The sequence below is a fragment of the Actinocatenispora thailandica genome, assembly GCF_016865425.1.
Lineage (GTDB): Bacteria > Actinomycetota > Actinomycetes > Mycobacteriales > Micromonosporaceae > Actinocatenispora > Actinocatenispora thailandica.
Genome location: NZ_AP023355.1, coordinates 5,189,376 through 5,203,165, shown reverse-complemented (window position 1 = coordinate 5,203,165; position 13,790 = coordinate 5,189,376). Strand labels below are relative to the sequence as shown.

General features: G+C 69.9%; 13 protein-coding genes. 6 read left to right on the top strand and 7 right to left on the bottom strand.

The features are described from left to right. The first annotated feature begins 14 nt into the window (after positions 1-14). Entirely contained in the window at positions 15-1,553 is a 1,539-nt protein-coding gene (locus tag Athai_RS23125) for an MFS transporter (protein ID WP_203963433.1), read from the top strand. A gap of 41 nt (positions 1,554-1,594) precedes the next feature. Here the strand turns inward: Athai_RS23125 and Athai_RS23120 are convergent, their stop codons facing one another. Further along, a complete protein-coding gene (locus Athai_RS23120) occupies positions 1,595-3,136 on the bottom strand; it encodes an FAD-dependent oxidoreductase (protein WP_203963432.1) in 1,542 nt (513 codons plus the stop codon). Between the two features lie 265 nt (positions 3,137-3,401). On the opposite strand from Athai_RS23120, the gene Athai_RS34880 reads away from it, so the two are divergent. Together Athai_RS34880 and Athai_RS23115 are read left to right on the top strand one after the other, a co-directional pair. Continuing rightward, the gene (locus tag Athai_RS34880; RefSeq protein ID WP_275422530.1) at positions 3,402-3,533 is read left to right on the top strand and encodes a hypothetical protein; all 132 of its coding nucleotides are present in this window, start codon (positions 3,402-3,404) and stop codon (positions 3,531-3,533) included. A gap of 217 nt (positions 3,534-3,750) precedes the next feature. Beyond that, positions 3,751-4,173, top strand: coding sequence for a Dyp-type peroxidase domain-containing protein (locus Athai_RS23115; RefSeq protein ID WP_203963431.1), 423 nt, complete (start codon positions 3,751-3,753; stop codon positions 4,171-4,173). Positions 4,174-4,445: 272 nt separating this feature from the next. On the opposite strand, the gene Athai_RS23110 is transcribed toward Athai_RS23115, so the two are convergent. Further along, positions 4,446-5,207, bottom strand: coding sequence for a hypothetical protein (locus Athai_RS23110; RefSeq protein ID WP_203963430.1), 762 nt, complete (start codon positions 5,205-5,207; stop codon positions 4,446-4,448). 160 nt (positions 5,208-5,367) lie between these two features. Between Athai_RS23110 and Athai_RS23105 the strand changes: the two genes are divergently transcribed. Then, positions 5,368-6,264 (top strand): IS5 family transposase, encoded by an 897-nt coding sequence (locus Athai_RS23105; protein WP_203963429.1) that lies wholly within the window; start codon positions 5,368-5,370, stop codon positions 6,262-6,264. On the opposite strand, the gene Athai_RS23100 is transcribed toward Athai_RS23105, so the two are convergent. After that, positions 6,212-7,039, bottom strand: coding sequence for a helix-turn-helix domain-containing protein (locus tag Athai_RS23100; protein ID WP_203963428.1), 828 nt, complete (start codon positions 7,037-7,039; stop codon positions 6,212-6,214). The genes Athai_RS23105 and Athai_RS23100 overlap by 53 nt on opposite strands. A gap of 78 nt (positions 7,040-7,117) precedes the next feature. Here Athai_RS23100 and Athai_RS23095 point away from each other — a divergent pair, with 78 nt between their 5' ends. Together Athai_RS23095 and Athai_RS23090 are read left to right on the top strand one after the other, a co-directional pair. Further along, complete coding sequence (locus Athai_RS23095) at positions 7,118-7,879, top strand: alpha/beta fold hydrolase (protein ID WP_239157112.1); 762 nt, start codon at positions 7,118-7,120, stop codon at positions 7,877-7,879. Positions 7,880-8,114: 235 nt separating this feature from the next. Then, the gene (locus Athai_RS23090; protein WP_203963427.1) at positions 8,115-8,495 is read left to right on the top strand and encodes a YybH family protein; all 381 of its coding nucleotides are present in this window, start codon (positions 8,115-8,117) and stop codon (positions 8,493-8,495) included. Between the two features lie 3 nt (positions 8,496-8,498). On the opposite strand, the gene Athai_RS23085 is transcribed toward Athai_RS23090, so the two are convergent. From Athai_RS23085 to Athai_RS23070, 4 genes are all read right to left on the bottom strand, one after another. Further along, positions 8,499-8,696: a hypothetical protein gene (locus Athai_RS23085; RefSeq protein WP_203963426.1), complete on the bottom strand. Its 198-nt coding sequence runs from the start codon at positions 8,694-8,696 to the stop codon at positions 8,499-8,501. A gap of 330 nt (positions 8,697-9,026) precedes the next feature. After that, positions 9,027-9,914: an IS5 family transposase gene (locus tag Athai_RS23080; RefSeq protein WP_239157458.1), complete on the bottom strand. Its 888-nt coding sequence runs from the start codon at positions 9,912-9,914 to the stop codon at positions 9,027-9,029. A gap of 441 nt (positions 9,915-10,355) precedes the next feature. Continuing rightward, positions 10,356-10,562 (bottom strand): hypothetical protein, encoded by a 207-nt coding sequence (locus Athai_RS23075; RefSeq protein WP_203963425.1) that lies wholly within the window; start codon positions 10,560-10,562, stop codon positions 10,356-10,358. A 680-nt stretch (positions 10,563-11,242) separates the two neighbouring features. After that, positions 11,243-13,138 (bottom strand): glycoside hydrolase family 76 protein, encoded by a 1,896-nt coding sequence (locus Athai_RS23070; RefSeq protein WP_203963424.1) that lies wholly within the window; start codon positions 13,136-13,138, stop codon positions 11,243-11,245. Positions 13,139-13,790 lie beyond the last annotated feature (652 nt).

Genomic DNA, 13,790 nt, shown 5'->3' with positions numbered 1-13,790 from the left:
GAAAGGGGATCCCAATGACGCTGCCGCACGCGGCCACGGGCAGCCGGCCGAACCGGGCGGTGCTGCTCGCAGTGACCTGCCTGGGCCAGTTCATGGTGCTGCTCGACAACACGATCGTCGGGGCGGCACTACCCGACATGCGGCAGCGGCTGGACACCGGGTTGACAGGTTTGCAGTGGATCGTCGACGGCTACGTCCTGCTCGTGGCCATGCTGCTGCTGTCCGGCGGTGTCTTCGCCGACCGGTTCGGCCGCAAGCGGGTCTACCTCGCCGGCGTGGCGGTCTTCACCGCCGCCTCTGTGCTGTGCAGCCTCGCGCCCTCGCTCGGCTGGCTGATCGCCGGCCGGATCGCGCAGGGAATCGGGGCGGCCGCGCTGAGCCCCGCCTCGCTGGCGCTACTCGCCGCCGCTCATCCCGCACCGTCGGAACGGGTCAGGGCCATCGGACTGTGGGCCGGTTTCAGCGGCATCGGTCTGGCCGCCGGCCCCGTGGCCGGCGGCGTACTGACAGACGCCTTCGGCTGGCCCGCGATCTTCCTCGTCAACCTGCCTATCGGCCTGGTCCTGCTGCTGGCAGGCCGACGCCACCTCGCCGAGTCCCGCAACCCCGCCGCCCCCGCCGTCGACCTGCCGGGAACAGTGCTGTCCGTCCTCGGCGTGGGCGTCCTCACGTACGGGCTGATCGAGAGCGGCGCCCGCGGCTGGACGTCGCCGGTGATCCTGACCAGCTTCGCCGCCGCCGCCGTGCTGCTGGTCGCCTTCATCGCAGTCGAGGCGCGCCGCGCCGCGCCGATGCTGCCGCCGAGGCTGTTCCGGCGGCGGTTGTTCAGCGTGTCCAACACGGCGATGGCCGTGGTCGGATTCGCGCTGATGGGCTCGTCGTTCTTCTTCTCCCAGTTCTTCGTGGACGTCCAAGGCAGTTCGGTCCTGCGCGCCGGCCTGGAGACCCTGCCCGTCTCCTTCGCCATGGTGGTCGTCAGCCCGTACGCGGGCCGGTTGGCCGCCCGGTACGGCTTCCGCGCCGCGGTCACCGCAGGCCTGGTCCTGGCCGGCCTGGGACTGCTGGCGCTGGGCGCCGTGCACGCCAGCACCAGCTACGGGAACGTGTGGTGGCGGCTCGCGGCCGTCGGCGCCGGCTTCGCCCTGACCCTCTCACCGCTGACGGGCGCCGCCATCCAGTCGGTCGGCCCGCAGGAAGGCGGCCTCGCCTCGGGCGTCAGCAGCACTGCCCGGCAGATCGGTGCGGTGCTCGGCGTGGCGGTGCTCGGAGCCGTCGTCCGCGCCCAGCAGTCCGGCGGCGCCTCCTTCGGCGCCGGCCTCGACGACGCCTTCCGCACCGCCGGAATCCTCACCCTGGGCACCGGCGTCGTCACCAGCCTGTGGCTGACGAAGCCCACCCTCGCGGGGCGGGCGACCGCGGGATCCACCCAGACCCAGGCCGCCAGCTTCCACGCCGCCGAAGCTGGCGAGCCCGTCGCGGTCCCGCCCCGCATGGCCGGTTCCGGCCGGCGGAGGCGTCAGAAACGGCGGAGTCGCACTGGGTCGATCGGGTGATCGCCACCCACGCCGATTGCTGGACATCGACGTCTCGGCGCTCAGGCGCTGCGGCTGACGCCGACCCGGTCCAGGTAGTCCCGCACGGCGGTCCTGCTGGCGCCGGGCGCGCGCAGCGCGAGGTAGCCATCGGGCCGCACCAGGACGAGGGTGCCCCCGGTGACGCCGTACGCGGTCCGCGCGTGCCCCTCGACGTCCACCAGATCGGCGCCGCTGCCCGGCGCACCGACCGACACCGGCTTGACGAGTCCACGGTGGACCGTACCGGCGTCCCGCAGTGCACCGGCGCAGGACTCGCCGAAGCCGAGCAGGGTGAAATGCGGGCCGCGGAAGGCGTCGAACAGCCGCCGTGGCGTACCGGAACGGTCCACGCAGGGCGCGTCGGGCGCACGATCACCGGCCCGCGGTCCATTCCCGGCGTCGCCGTCGACCGACAGCGAACTGGCCGGGTAGCCGAGTTCGAGCTGCTGGCCGTCCCGGTGCGCGCCGTCCGTGATGTCCGCGCCACCACCGTCGACGAACCGCGATGCGACCCTGCGCAGCCCCTCGGTACTCACGCCGAGCGTCCACGCGGCGACCGGGAGCCGCTCCTCCTGGTAGCTGTCCAGCAGCGACTGCCGCGCGCCGGAACACACCATGGCGAGCTTCCAGCCCAGGTTGTACGCGTCCTGGATGCCGGTGTTCATGCCGAGGCCACCGGCCGGCGGATGCACGTGCGCCGCGTCGCCGGCCAACACCACCCGGCCCACCGTGAACCGGTCGGCCATCCGCACGTTCACCCGGTACGTGGACAGCCAGGTCGCCGTCGAGAGGTGGATGCCGTGCCCGCCGGCGAGATCGTCCACGATCCGCCGGAAGTACGGCAGCGACGGCTCGGGGAGGCCGCCCTCCGCGCCGAAATCGCGCAACGGTACGGCCTGCAGTTGCCAGGACCGCTCGTCGCGGAACGGGCACAGGGCCAGAAACCCGCGCCCGCGGACGGTCCACTGGTACCAGGCGTCCGGCTCGAGCCCGTCGAGCTCGACGTCCCCGAGCAGCATGGCCTGCTCCCCGCTCTCGCCCTCGAAGCGCACCCCGAGCGCCTTGCGCACGGTGCTGCGCCCGCCGTCGCAGCCGACCAGGTAGCGCGCAGCCACCTGCTCGCCGGTGTCCAGCACCGCATGCACACCGTCCGCGGACTGGCTGAACTCGGCGACGCCTGCGGCCAGCTCCACCCGCACGCCGTCCTCGGCGAGCCGCGCGCGCAGGATCCGCTCGATCCGCCACTGCGGGATCAGCAGCCCGCCGTCGTAGGGCCGATCCGGGGCGGGTGCCCGCTGGGCGTGCGGGTCGGCCTCGGCAACCAGCTCACCGTCGACGTATCGCCGGTGTGGCAGGTGCCGGAACCCGTAGTGCAGCACCTCGTCGGCGACACCGAGATCGTCCAGCACCTCCTGGGTGCGTGCGGTGAGCCCCTTCCCGCGCGAGCCGGGGAAGTGCTCGCCAGCTCGGTCGACGATGCGCACCTCGACGCCCCGGCGGGCCAGCTCGATGGCCAGCGTGAGCCCGGTGGGTCCGGCGCCCGCGATCAGAACGTCGGTCACCGGTGCCCGCCCTGACGCACTCCCGGCAGCCATGCGGCATGCATCCTCGCCATCACACCCTCCTGATCCCGTGTCACTGAGGCGATCGGCGATGACACTAGCCGGCTTCCGGGCCGGGTGTCCTCGTGCTGGAGGTTGAGATCCGGGTGGATCCCTGCCCTGGGCAATCTCCAACCACGAACCGACGACACACCCGGGTCGGTGTTCGTAGCGTCGCCATCAACGGATGTGCCGTCGCGACAGTGACCATCGAAGGAGCCCACCCATGTTGATCGGATCCCTGCTGGTTGCCATTGGCCTGTTGTCCGGTGTGCCAACGGCAGTGTGGCTGACCGTCGCTGTCCTCGCCGTGGTGGGCGTGATCGCCGTCAAGATGCGGCGGCGCCGGCGGCGTTGACCACCGCCATCGTTCTCCCATCCTGGTCGCAGGGCTGAGGCCGCGCGACCAGGATGATCTGGCATGCACGAGTGACCGATCGGTGCGCTGTGGCCTGCTCGGGCAGGCCTGGTGTGCGTGGCCGGCGCCTGCCGGCACACGGTCGGTGACATCGTTGCGCTACAGCAGATGCAGACAAGCGACGAGGTGCGCGACACGGATGTGACAGGCGGAGCCGTTGGCCCGGCACGAGGCGTTAACCGGCCGCCGCAAGTCCGATGGCGCCCCGCCGGGTCGGTACACCACCTTCGACCATCGCAGCGATCCGACCGGACGGGTGGTGGTGCCGTTGGAAGCGCACATCCGCCGGGCGAAGCCGCGAATCCCAGCCACGGACAGCCGCCGGATCCTGCAGCGCGTGTACTCGCACCGCAACGAGCCGGATGGTCAGGGGCGGGCGGATGAGGGTCTGGTCCTTTGGTGTTTCCAGCAGGATCTGGACCGCCGGTGCGTCATCATGGAACGCCGCCTGGCGGGTAGGGGGTTGTCGAAGTCCATCCTGCCGTCCGGCGGCGGCTACTGCTACGTGCTGCCCGGCATCGACCACACCGCGCACGAGACTCTGGGCGGTGGCGTGCGCCAGGCAACCTCCGGTTCGTGACAGCCGGTCGACGGCGGCTCGTTCCCCAGCGGGGCTGGCAAGACGGATGCTCGCCTGCGCAACACACTCCACATCACCCTCGAGCGACCACTCCAGCCCGTGTTGGTGCCGGCATCCGACTCTGACCGCATTCGCTACGCCGACAGCGTCGCCACTCACCGGTTGCCGGGCCCGCCGGCTACGGCGGGCGCCGTACATTGCCCCGAACCGTCGCCTGTCGACGGTTCGGGGCGGCGGCTGGTCGCGGTGCGGTGTGCCAACGGCGCCGGCTGTCAGCCGACGTGGCGGCGTCGAGCAAGAAGCAAGGCGACCGCGCCGGTGCCGAGGAGAACGGCCGCGATTCCACCGACGAGCAGCAACGACGTACCGGTTACGGGCAGGCCACCGGCCGCGGGCGCACTCGGCGACGCGGTGAGGGTGGCCGTGGCGCTACCGCTGGGTGACGCGCTCGACGACACCAGCGTCACCGGTACCCGCGTCGAGACGGTGCCCTCGTCGTTGTGCGCGGTCAGGGTCACCCACCGCGTGGTCGGCGAGTGCGTCAGGTGCCGGACGACCAGCGTCGTGGTGTAGACGGCCGCGTCTTCGTCGGTGGGCACCTGGCAGGTCATCCGCGATGACGTGGTCATCTCGCACGCGTACTCCTCCGGTGTGTACCGCACCGACAGCGGGCCGCCGAGGCCGTCGACGGTCAACTGCCCGCCGGCGCTGGTGTACCGCACGGTCACGGTAAGCGTGACCCGGGTGTTCTCCGCCGCCGGGTTGGGCGAGAACACGCCTTCCACCGAGAACTGCGGCCCCGGCTCGCTCGAGGTACTCGGGCTCGGGCTCGGGCTGGAGCTGTCGTCGGGTGCGGACGTACTGGGGCTTGGGCTTGCGCTCGTACCATCGCTCGGGCTGGGGCTCGCGCTGATGGTGTCGCTGGGACTGGCGCTGGGGCTCGGGCTCGTCGGTTTCGCGAGCGCCGGCGCCCCCGCAGCGAGGGCGATCGCGGCCGCGGCGACCGGTACGGCGATCATTCTGGGGATACGCATGATGTCTCCACGGGATGAGGTAGCCGTCCGGGCGTCCACTCCACGCCGTGCCCACCGTCCCGGTTTCACCGGGGGCTCACCGAGTTCTCGCCGGTCAAGGCCGATCGGTACCGATGCGTGGCATGCTGCAGGTACTGCTTGGGCCCCTTGACGCCGATCGATGACGGACCTGGATGCGATCTTGTTCGTGCTGCGGTCGGGGTGTCAGTGGCGGATGATCCCGCACGACCTGCTGCCCTGGGACGCCGCCTACCGCTGGTATCGGGCGTGGATGGCTGATGGCACCTGGGGCCGTATCCGCGACACGCTGCGCGATCGGGTGCGTCAGCAGGCGGGACGTGATCGTTCGCCATCTGCGGCGGTGATCGACGCCCAGTCGATCAAGTCCAGCGAAGGCGGGCAGGCGCGCGGCTACGACGCCGGTACACGCACCACCGGCCGTAAACGCCACATCGTGGTCGACACGATGGGACTGCTGCTGGGCGTGGTGATCACCGCCGCCAGCCTGCAGGATCGGCCCGGCGGCCGCAGGAGGCTTTCGGTTCTTGCACAACGCTTCCCGTCCGTGTCACTGGAATGGGCCGACGGCGGCTACGCCAACCAGGTCGACACCAGCCTGATCGACTGGGCGCGCACCACGCTGCGGCTGGTCGTGCAGATCGTCAAACGCACCGACGACAAGAAGGGATTCCAGGTGCTGCCTCGCCGCTGGATCGTCGAACGCACCTTCGGCTGGCTGGTGCGCAACCGGCGCCTGGCCCGCGACTACGAACGACTCACCGCCAACTCCGAGGCCATGATCACGATCGCCATGATCCGGCTGATGCTCCATCGCCTTACCGAACAACAGATCCGATGGTCCAACCACACCGAACGCGAAGCCGCCCGCCGCCTCACCCTCGAAACCCACCTCGCAGCGCAACTACCCGCATACCCAACAGCCTCTCAGTCGCAGCTGCCGATCGGCCGCCCGTCTGCGGCGGGGTTGGACTGGAGTCGGTCGGTCATCGTCGGGTGCCTGCGCGGAAAACACTCGGTGACTGCCCGGTCTGGGTGACGAAGAAGGCCGAAAAGTTCGACGGGTCGCGGAAACCCAGGCGGTGAGCGAGTTGGGTGATCGGTTGGTCGGTGTGGGCGAGCAGGCGGCGGGCTTCGAGGACGAGGCGCCGGTTGATGGCCTGTTTCGGTGATTCGCCCACCGCGGTGTGGGTGGCGCGGTTGAGGGTGCGGGTGGTGTAGCCGAGTTGCCGGGCGTAGTGATCGACGTCATGGGCGGTGGTGAAGTCGCGTTCGAGCAAGGCGCGGAAGCGGGCGTCCAGACCAGTGCGATCGGGGGTGGGCTCCGGGGCGGCGCGTGCGAGTTCCAGGATGAGGACCGAAAGCAGGTGGCGCAGCGTCTCTGCTGCGACGAGGGTCGGCTTCCGGGCGCGGTCGTACTCGTGGCGCAGCGCGCGGCGAGCCGGTTCGAAGGGCGCGATCACTGTGACCGGGCCGCAGTGGCTGTCCGCGAGCGCCGCCGCGTGGGTGCCGGGGATGAGAAAGTCCGACTCGAACAGCACCAGGTCACCGGCGGCCCGTTCCCCGAAGACCTGGACCTGGCCGGGCCGCACCCACAGCGCGCAGCCGCGGGTCAGGTGGTGCTCCTCGAAGTCAAGGGTGTGTGTGGTCGCGCCCCCGGTCACCAGCAGCAGCAGGTGGAAGGTCGGGCGCTGCGGTGCGGCGAGGTAACCAGGCGGGGCCATCGCCCACAGCTCTGCAATCGACATCACCTCGACGCCGAACGGCGTGGGCGCCTGAAACGGCACCCGCCGAATCGCCTGTCTCGTTTTCACCGGTGGAGGTCCCTTCTGCACCTGTGGTCGTCACTAGCGTGTTGAAGCGTGACCGATTCTTACATCACCTCCGACGAGGTGTCACTGCACATCGCGGACACCGGTGGCGACACCCCGGCGCTGGTGTTCCTGCACTACTGGGGCGGATCGACCCGGACCTGGGACGCCGTTGTCGACCACATGACTGCTCGCTGCGTCGCGATCGACCACCGTGGCTGGGGTCAGTCGAGCGCACCCGAAACCGGCTACACGACGGCCGACCTCGCCGATGACGCGCAGACCGTGCTCCTCACTCTTGGCCTGCGGGACTACGTCCTGGTCGGGCACAGCATGGGCGGCAAGGTCGCGCAACTGCTCGCCACGCGCCGTCCGGCCGGACTGCGGGGCGTGGTCCTCGTTGCCCCGGCCCCGGCCAAGCCCGTCGCCGTGCCCGACGAGGCTCGTGCGCAGATGGCCGCGGCCTACGACAGCCGGGAGTCCGTGCTGGCGACGCTGGACGCCGTACTGAGCCACGCGCCGCTGACCGACGCGGCCCGCGAGCAGGTCGTCGTGGACAGCCTGGCGGGCACACCGGCGGCCAAGCGCGCGTGGCCGGCACGGACGATTCTCGAGGACGTCTCGACCGACCTCGCCCGCATCGACGTTCCGGTACTCGTCGTGGCGGGAGAGTACGACCGCGTGGAGCCGGTGGAGCTCATGCGCAGCCACGTCACCGACCTCATCCCCGGTGCTCGTCTCGACGTCATCCCCGACGCCGGGCACCTGCTACCGCTGGAACGACCCGATGCGCTCGCCGAGCGCATCGACACTTTCCGGAAGGACCTCCCGACATGGCCCTAGTCAAGATCACCACGAACGACACCGCCTTGCGCGACCACGACCCCGAACGGATCGCCGCCGCACTCGGCGAACTCACCTACTCGGCCGGGGGTTCGCGGGCAGCACTATCGCGCCGGAGTTGACTGGGTGCTGTTCGAGCAGCTTCTCCGACATCACCGATGGCGACCTCGTCATCGGAGGCCGGGCCACCTCACTGGCCACGCTGCGCGCCCTCGTGACTGGAAAGGAAATTCCGATGGACACCACGATCACCGACCCTGCTGACTTCGCCACGGCGTTCGACCACGCGCTCAACGCCGGTGACGCCGACCATCTCCTGGCTCTCTACGAGCCCGACGCCACCATGCGCACCTCCGACGGCTCGGTCGTCGAAGGCCACGACCTCGTCGGACAAGAGGTGAAAAACCTGATCGCCGCCCACGCGCATCTGGACAACCACACCCGGCATGTGTTCCGTCGCGGCGACATCGCGCTGATCATCGTCGACTACACCCTGTGGATCACCACCCCGGATGGACAGCGCATCGAGTCGCGGGGCACCGCCACGAACGTCCTGAAGCACACGCCCGAGCACGGCTGGCGCATGCTCATCGCGAACCCTCAAGGGATCGCGTGACGCTCACCCCTCCGAAGCGGACGGCCGCCGCCGTCCGCTTCGGCCTTGTCGCCGCCGCGTCGGCGAGCAGCGTGACGCCGGGTCGACGGTGGCCACCAAGACGCCCGCGGCCGAGATCGCCGGCACCTTGTTGACGATGGCGGCAAGGCCCAGCAGCGCGTTCGCCGCCTGCACCTGCTCCTCACCGACCAGCGAGGGCACCGGCCCGGAGGCGGCCGGGACGAACAGCGCCGCGCCCCTCCCGCCGGGGCCTGGAGCACCGCCAGCGTTGCGAGGTCGGCGTGTCCGGAGATCAGCAGCAGCCCGGTCGCGGCCTGGACGCAGCAACGCAGAACGTCGACGGTCGGCGTCGTCCACAAGACCTCAACCCGCCGGATCCTTCCGACCAGTAGGAAGGCGGACCGTTCGGCGACTTCGTGGTCCATCGGCGTTTCTCGTCCCATGCCGCCACGGTCACTCCGCAGACGTGCCGCCGCATCATCGACCCGCGACCTCATGATCCCTCTCAGAGACTGTTGGGTATGCGGGTGATCACGCTGTGATGAGGGTTTCGGCGGTGAGTCGGCGGACGGCTTGTCGCTGGTTGTGGTTGGACCATCGGATCTGTTGGCCGGTAAGGCGATGGGTCATCAGACGGATCATCGCGATCTTGATCATGGTTTCGGAGTGGAGCGTGAGGCGCTCGTAGTCGCGGGCCAATCGCCGGTTACGCACAAGCCATCCGAACGTTCGTTCCACAACCCAGCGACGTGGCAGTACCTGAAAGCCCTTCACGTCATCGGTTCGTTTGACGATCTGTAGCAGCAGGCCCAGCTTCTGGCGGGCCCAGCCGATCAGACTCCTGTCGATCTGATTGGCGTAGCCGCCGTCGGCCCACACCAGCGCAATCGAGGAGAACCGTTGCGCCAGCAGCGAAAGGACCACCTTGCCGCCGGGCCGGTCCTGGACGCTGGCGGCGGTGACGACCACGACCAGCAACAACCCCAACGTGTCGACCACGATGTGGCGTTTACGGCCGGTCGTGCGCTTTCCCGCGTCGAACCCGCGCGCCTGCCCGCCCTCGCTGGACTTGATCGACTGCGCATCGATGACTGCCGCCGATGGGTCAACATCACGCCCGAGCCCAGCCCGGACCTGGTCACGCAGCGCGTCATGAACCCGATCCCAGGTGCCGTCGGCGATCCACGCCCGATACCAGCGATACGCGGCGTCCCACGGCAGCAGATCATGCGGGATCATCCGCCACTGGCAACCCGAACGCACCACGAACAAGATCGCATCCAGCACCAGCCGATCACCGTAGCGACGCTTGGCGCCGCCCTTGCTGCGGTCGCGGGCCGGCATCAACGGCTCAACCAGCGCCCACGCACGTTCAGACAGGCTCGACGGATACGATGAACGGCGGTCGTCCCCGCCCAGGTCATGGTTGCTCACACAACACGATCTTGGCGGGGACGATCTTGTTTACACGGCTGACACGCCACCAACCCCAACGCAACCACGCTACGAAACCATCCAGCTACCCAACAGCCTCTCAGCGCCAACCGCTGTACCGCCGCCACTCAACCCCGGGGTCGTCGAGCGACCGGCCGATGCTGGCAGCGGTGGACATGTGTCCCCTCCGGATGGCCGCCCCTCGACGGCATCGTTGAAGATCGCATGAGACTCTCTCGACTGCGACCGGCCATGGCCGGCACGAGGGATCGTGTGCTGTCAGAGGCCCGCCCGGTTCAAGCGCGCGGTGAGGCTCGGTTTCCGAGCGTTGGCCTGCCGGATCTGCTCGGCGCCTGGCGCGAAGAAATGACGTCGGTGGTACGGACGGAGAGGTCTCGGAGGTCGATGAGCAGACTGACCGCCGCGTCATGGCCCGACGGTTTGCGGGTGCCGATCAGCTCGTCGACCCGCGGACCATGCCACCTCGTCTTCGGCGGCGAGCTGCTCGAGCCTCCGCTGGTACACCATGGCGCGTTCCTTGTCCCGGAGCGCCAGGTCCGCGGCGGCGCGTGGCTCCTCCCGGCGGCGATGTTCGGCGCGCGGGCGTGCTGCTTCGTCGAGCAGTTCGCCCACCCGTCGGCGGTGCGATGTCGCGGTAGTCGGGCCGGGGTCACAGCGGAAGCGGTGTGTCAGCTTCAGCTGTACCCCTGTCCCGCCGCCGGGCGCGACTCGGGCCAGGTACTGGTCCTTCTCGGCCGCCGGCAGCCCGACTACCCAGGCGGCGAGATTGTGGGTGAAGCGGCTGCCATGGTCAGCTCGACGTGCCGCTGGCCCGGTGCTTTACCACCCAGCTCGGTGCGGGTGGATAGCAGTGGCCGGGCGGCGGAGGGTGTGTTCGGTCCGCAGATCGGCGTCGCGGCACCAGCCCATCAGGTCGCACCGGGCGGCTATCGCAACAGCGGCCCGATCACGACACGAAGGAGCGCTCGGCGTCACCGACCGCGGCGCCCCGATGCGCTGCAGCAGCAAGAACGGCGACCACCCCCGCTGACGCTCAGCCGGCTGACACGGCGGTCGATGGAAACCGACGACACGGGCCGACCTCATCGACGTGGGCTGGCGCCACTGCGCCCGAATGATCAGCATGGGCGGGCGGCCACACGGCCGGCAAGGTTTGTGAACCCGCCCAACCTGATGTCGATCTCCACGCCGTCGACGAGCCAGCGCCGCTGCGGGCCTGGCCGCTCCCAGTCGTGAGACCACGCTCGGTCCCGACCCTTCGAGGGCCGGGACCGAGGAGGGTGCGGCGACGCTCAGCTGAAGGTCAGCGTGACGTGCGAGATCCGGCCGCCCCAGCCGTCCTGCGGGAAGGCGTCCGAGACGCGGACGTAGACCGCCTTGTCCGGCCCGAGGTAGGGCGTGAGGTCGATCGTGCGGTCGGCCTTGTTCGAGCCGTCGTGGATCTGCCGGTCCTCCTTCAGTACGGTGGTCCACTGCGTGCCGTCCGGGCTGACCTGGACCAGGAATTCGTTGTCGATCGCGAGCGTGGCGTTGGCCCGGCTGGTGTCGGACGGCAGCGGGAACTTGTAGACGAAGTAGTGGTCGTTGTCGGCGAAGCGGTTCCGCACTCCGTTGCTCTGCGAGCCGTCGGCGTCGAACATCCACGTCAGCTCGGCCGCGGTACCGGTGTCGAAGTCGATGGTGTGGGTGACGAGGATGTCTGCCGTTGCCCGGAAGCTCAGGCCCGGACCCGCCCGGACCGTGGCGGTCACGCGGTGGTGGCCGTCCGCTGCGTCGGCTGGTACCTGCACGGTCATCGGGATGCTGCCGCGGGCCGGTTCGGCGCTGCCGTTCGGGTGCAGGGCGATCGAGTCGTGTGCGGCGGTGACCGTCCAGCCGGCGGGTCCGGCGGTGCCGACCCGTACGTTCATCGGTGCCGGGCCGGGTGAGGTCGCCAGGACGGTCAGGGTCAGGGCCAGCCGGGTCGGCTTGCTGGCGGCGGGAATCACCACCGGCATGGCCGGTGACAGGGTGGCCGACAGCGACCACCGTGGCGCCGGCCGTGGAACGGCGGCGATCAGCGCGCTCAGCGCGCTGGCCTGGGTGCGCCAGTCGAACGCGTTCGGGGCGGCGTCGCTGGTCGGGCCGGACCAGCGCTCGCCCAGCTGGTCGCCGGCGTTGCGGTCGGCCGTCCAGACGCTCGCGGCCTGCCGCTGGACGAACCGGGTGTAGCGCGGATCGTGCGTGGTGTCGGCGGCGTCCATCAGGTACCGCATGAAGATGCCCTTGAACTGCTTGCCGTTGTCGTCGCAGGTGCGGTCCGGCGCGTCGCAGGACTCGTGTAAGACATCGTTGTCAACCAGCGACGGGGAGGCGATCGCGGCGTCCGCGAGGCGCCGCGCGGTGGCCAGCACCGACCGGTCGTGGGTCGCCCGCCACAGCTCCAGCCCGGCGCCGATGGCAAGGCCCTGGTTGTAGCTCCACACCGTCTGCCCGTTGCTCTGACAGGAATCGGTCAGCCCGTCGTTGACCAGGCCGGACGAGTTGATCATCCCGGAGCCGGTGAACCAGCGCCACGCCGTCGTGGCGCGCGCGAGCCAGGTCCGGTCACCCGGGATCCGGTTGTGCAACTCGGCGCTGAGCCGGATGAACAGGCCGTTGGTGACGGCGTTCTTGTAGGTCTTCTCGGCGTTCCACCACACGCCGCCGCCGCAGGTGCTCGGGTCCCAGTACCCGTAGGCGTAGGTGGCGATGGTCGTCGCCATGTCCAGGTACTTCCGGTTGCCGGTGAGGTCGTACGCCTCGACCCAGGTCAACCCCCACCACTCGGAGTCGTCGATCGCCCGGCTGGTGAAGTTGCCCAGCAGCGGGTCGCCGGACAGCACGCCCGGCGGGAAGGGGCCCTTGTCCTTCTCGAACGTGTTGTCCAGCTGAGGGAGAAACCTGCGGTCCCCGGTGCGCTGCATGTAGTCGCCGACGGTCTGCAGCGCGACGGCGGAGTTCCACCAGCTCGACGGCCACCATGCCTTGACCGGGTCGTACGAGTGCATCAGGACGTCGGCCGCGACCCGGGAGCGTGCGACGGCGGTGGCACCGGAGCCCGCCCGGTGGGCGGAGGCCGACGCCGGCGTCGCGGCGGTGCACACGGCCAGCAGGATCATCAGCCCGGCCAGCAGGCGCCCGGCCTGACGGATGGCGAGTCTTCGCATACGGTTCTCCTTCGCTCCGGTGGCAGGCGCAGCTGCGCCACCCGTTGTAGTTCGGGAGAAGCGCCGCGAACGCAACAAAACGCTGGCAACTGGGCGACTGGTCGTGGCTACGCCCGGCACAATGGGTCGCGGGTGCCCGGGCCCGGTCGGGGTCGGGGGCGGGAGGACACCGGGGCTGTGCTGGCTCGCGCGCTCGGGCGCATCGGTACCGGCAGATGGAGCAGGTTCGCGGTCGTGCTGTTCTGGCTGGCCGTGGTGGCGGCGGCCGGCCCGCTGGCCAGCAAGTTGACCGGCGTCGAGCAGTCAGGACATGTCGGGTGCCCACCCGGAGCAGCTGGCCAACGATCCGATCGAACTGCTTGCGGTCAGCGGGGCGGCCAACGAGTCCAAGGGCGACCAGGCCGCTTCGTAGTGGCTGTCAACCAGCAACGGATTCGACTGCACCTACGTCGCGGATCAGATCACCGTCAAGGCCACCTACGGCCTCTGGGTCACCAGCGCCGAGCACGACGCGATGGCATCCACGCTCCGCACGTGCGGCGGTGTCGCGCCGCAGCCCCCGCGACGCCAGTCGTGCCACTATCACCGCGGCCAGCCAGGACGCGGGCACCGCCGACGACTCAGGCACCGCCGCCGACGCAGCCGACCGGCA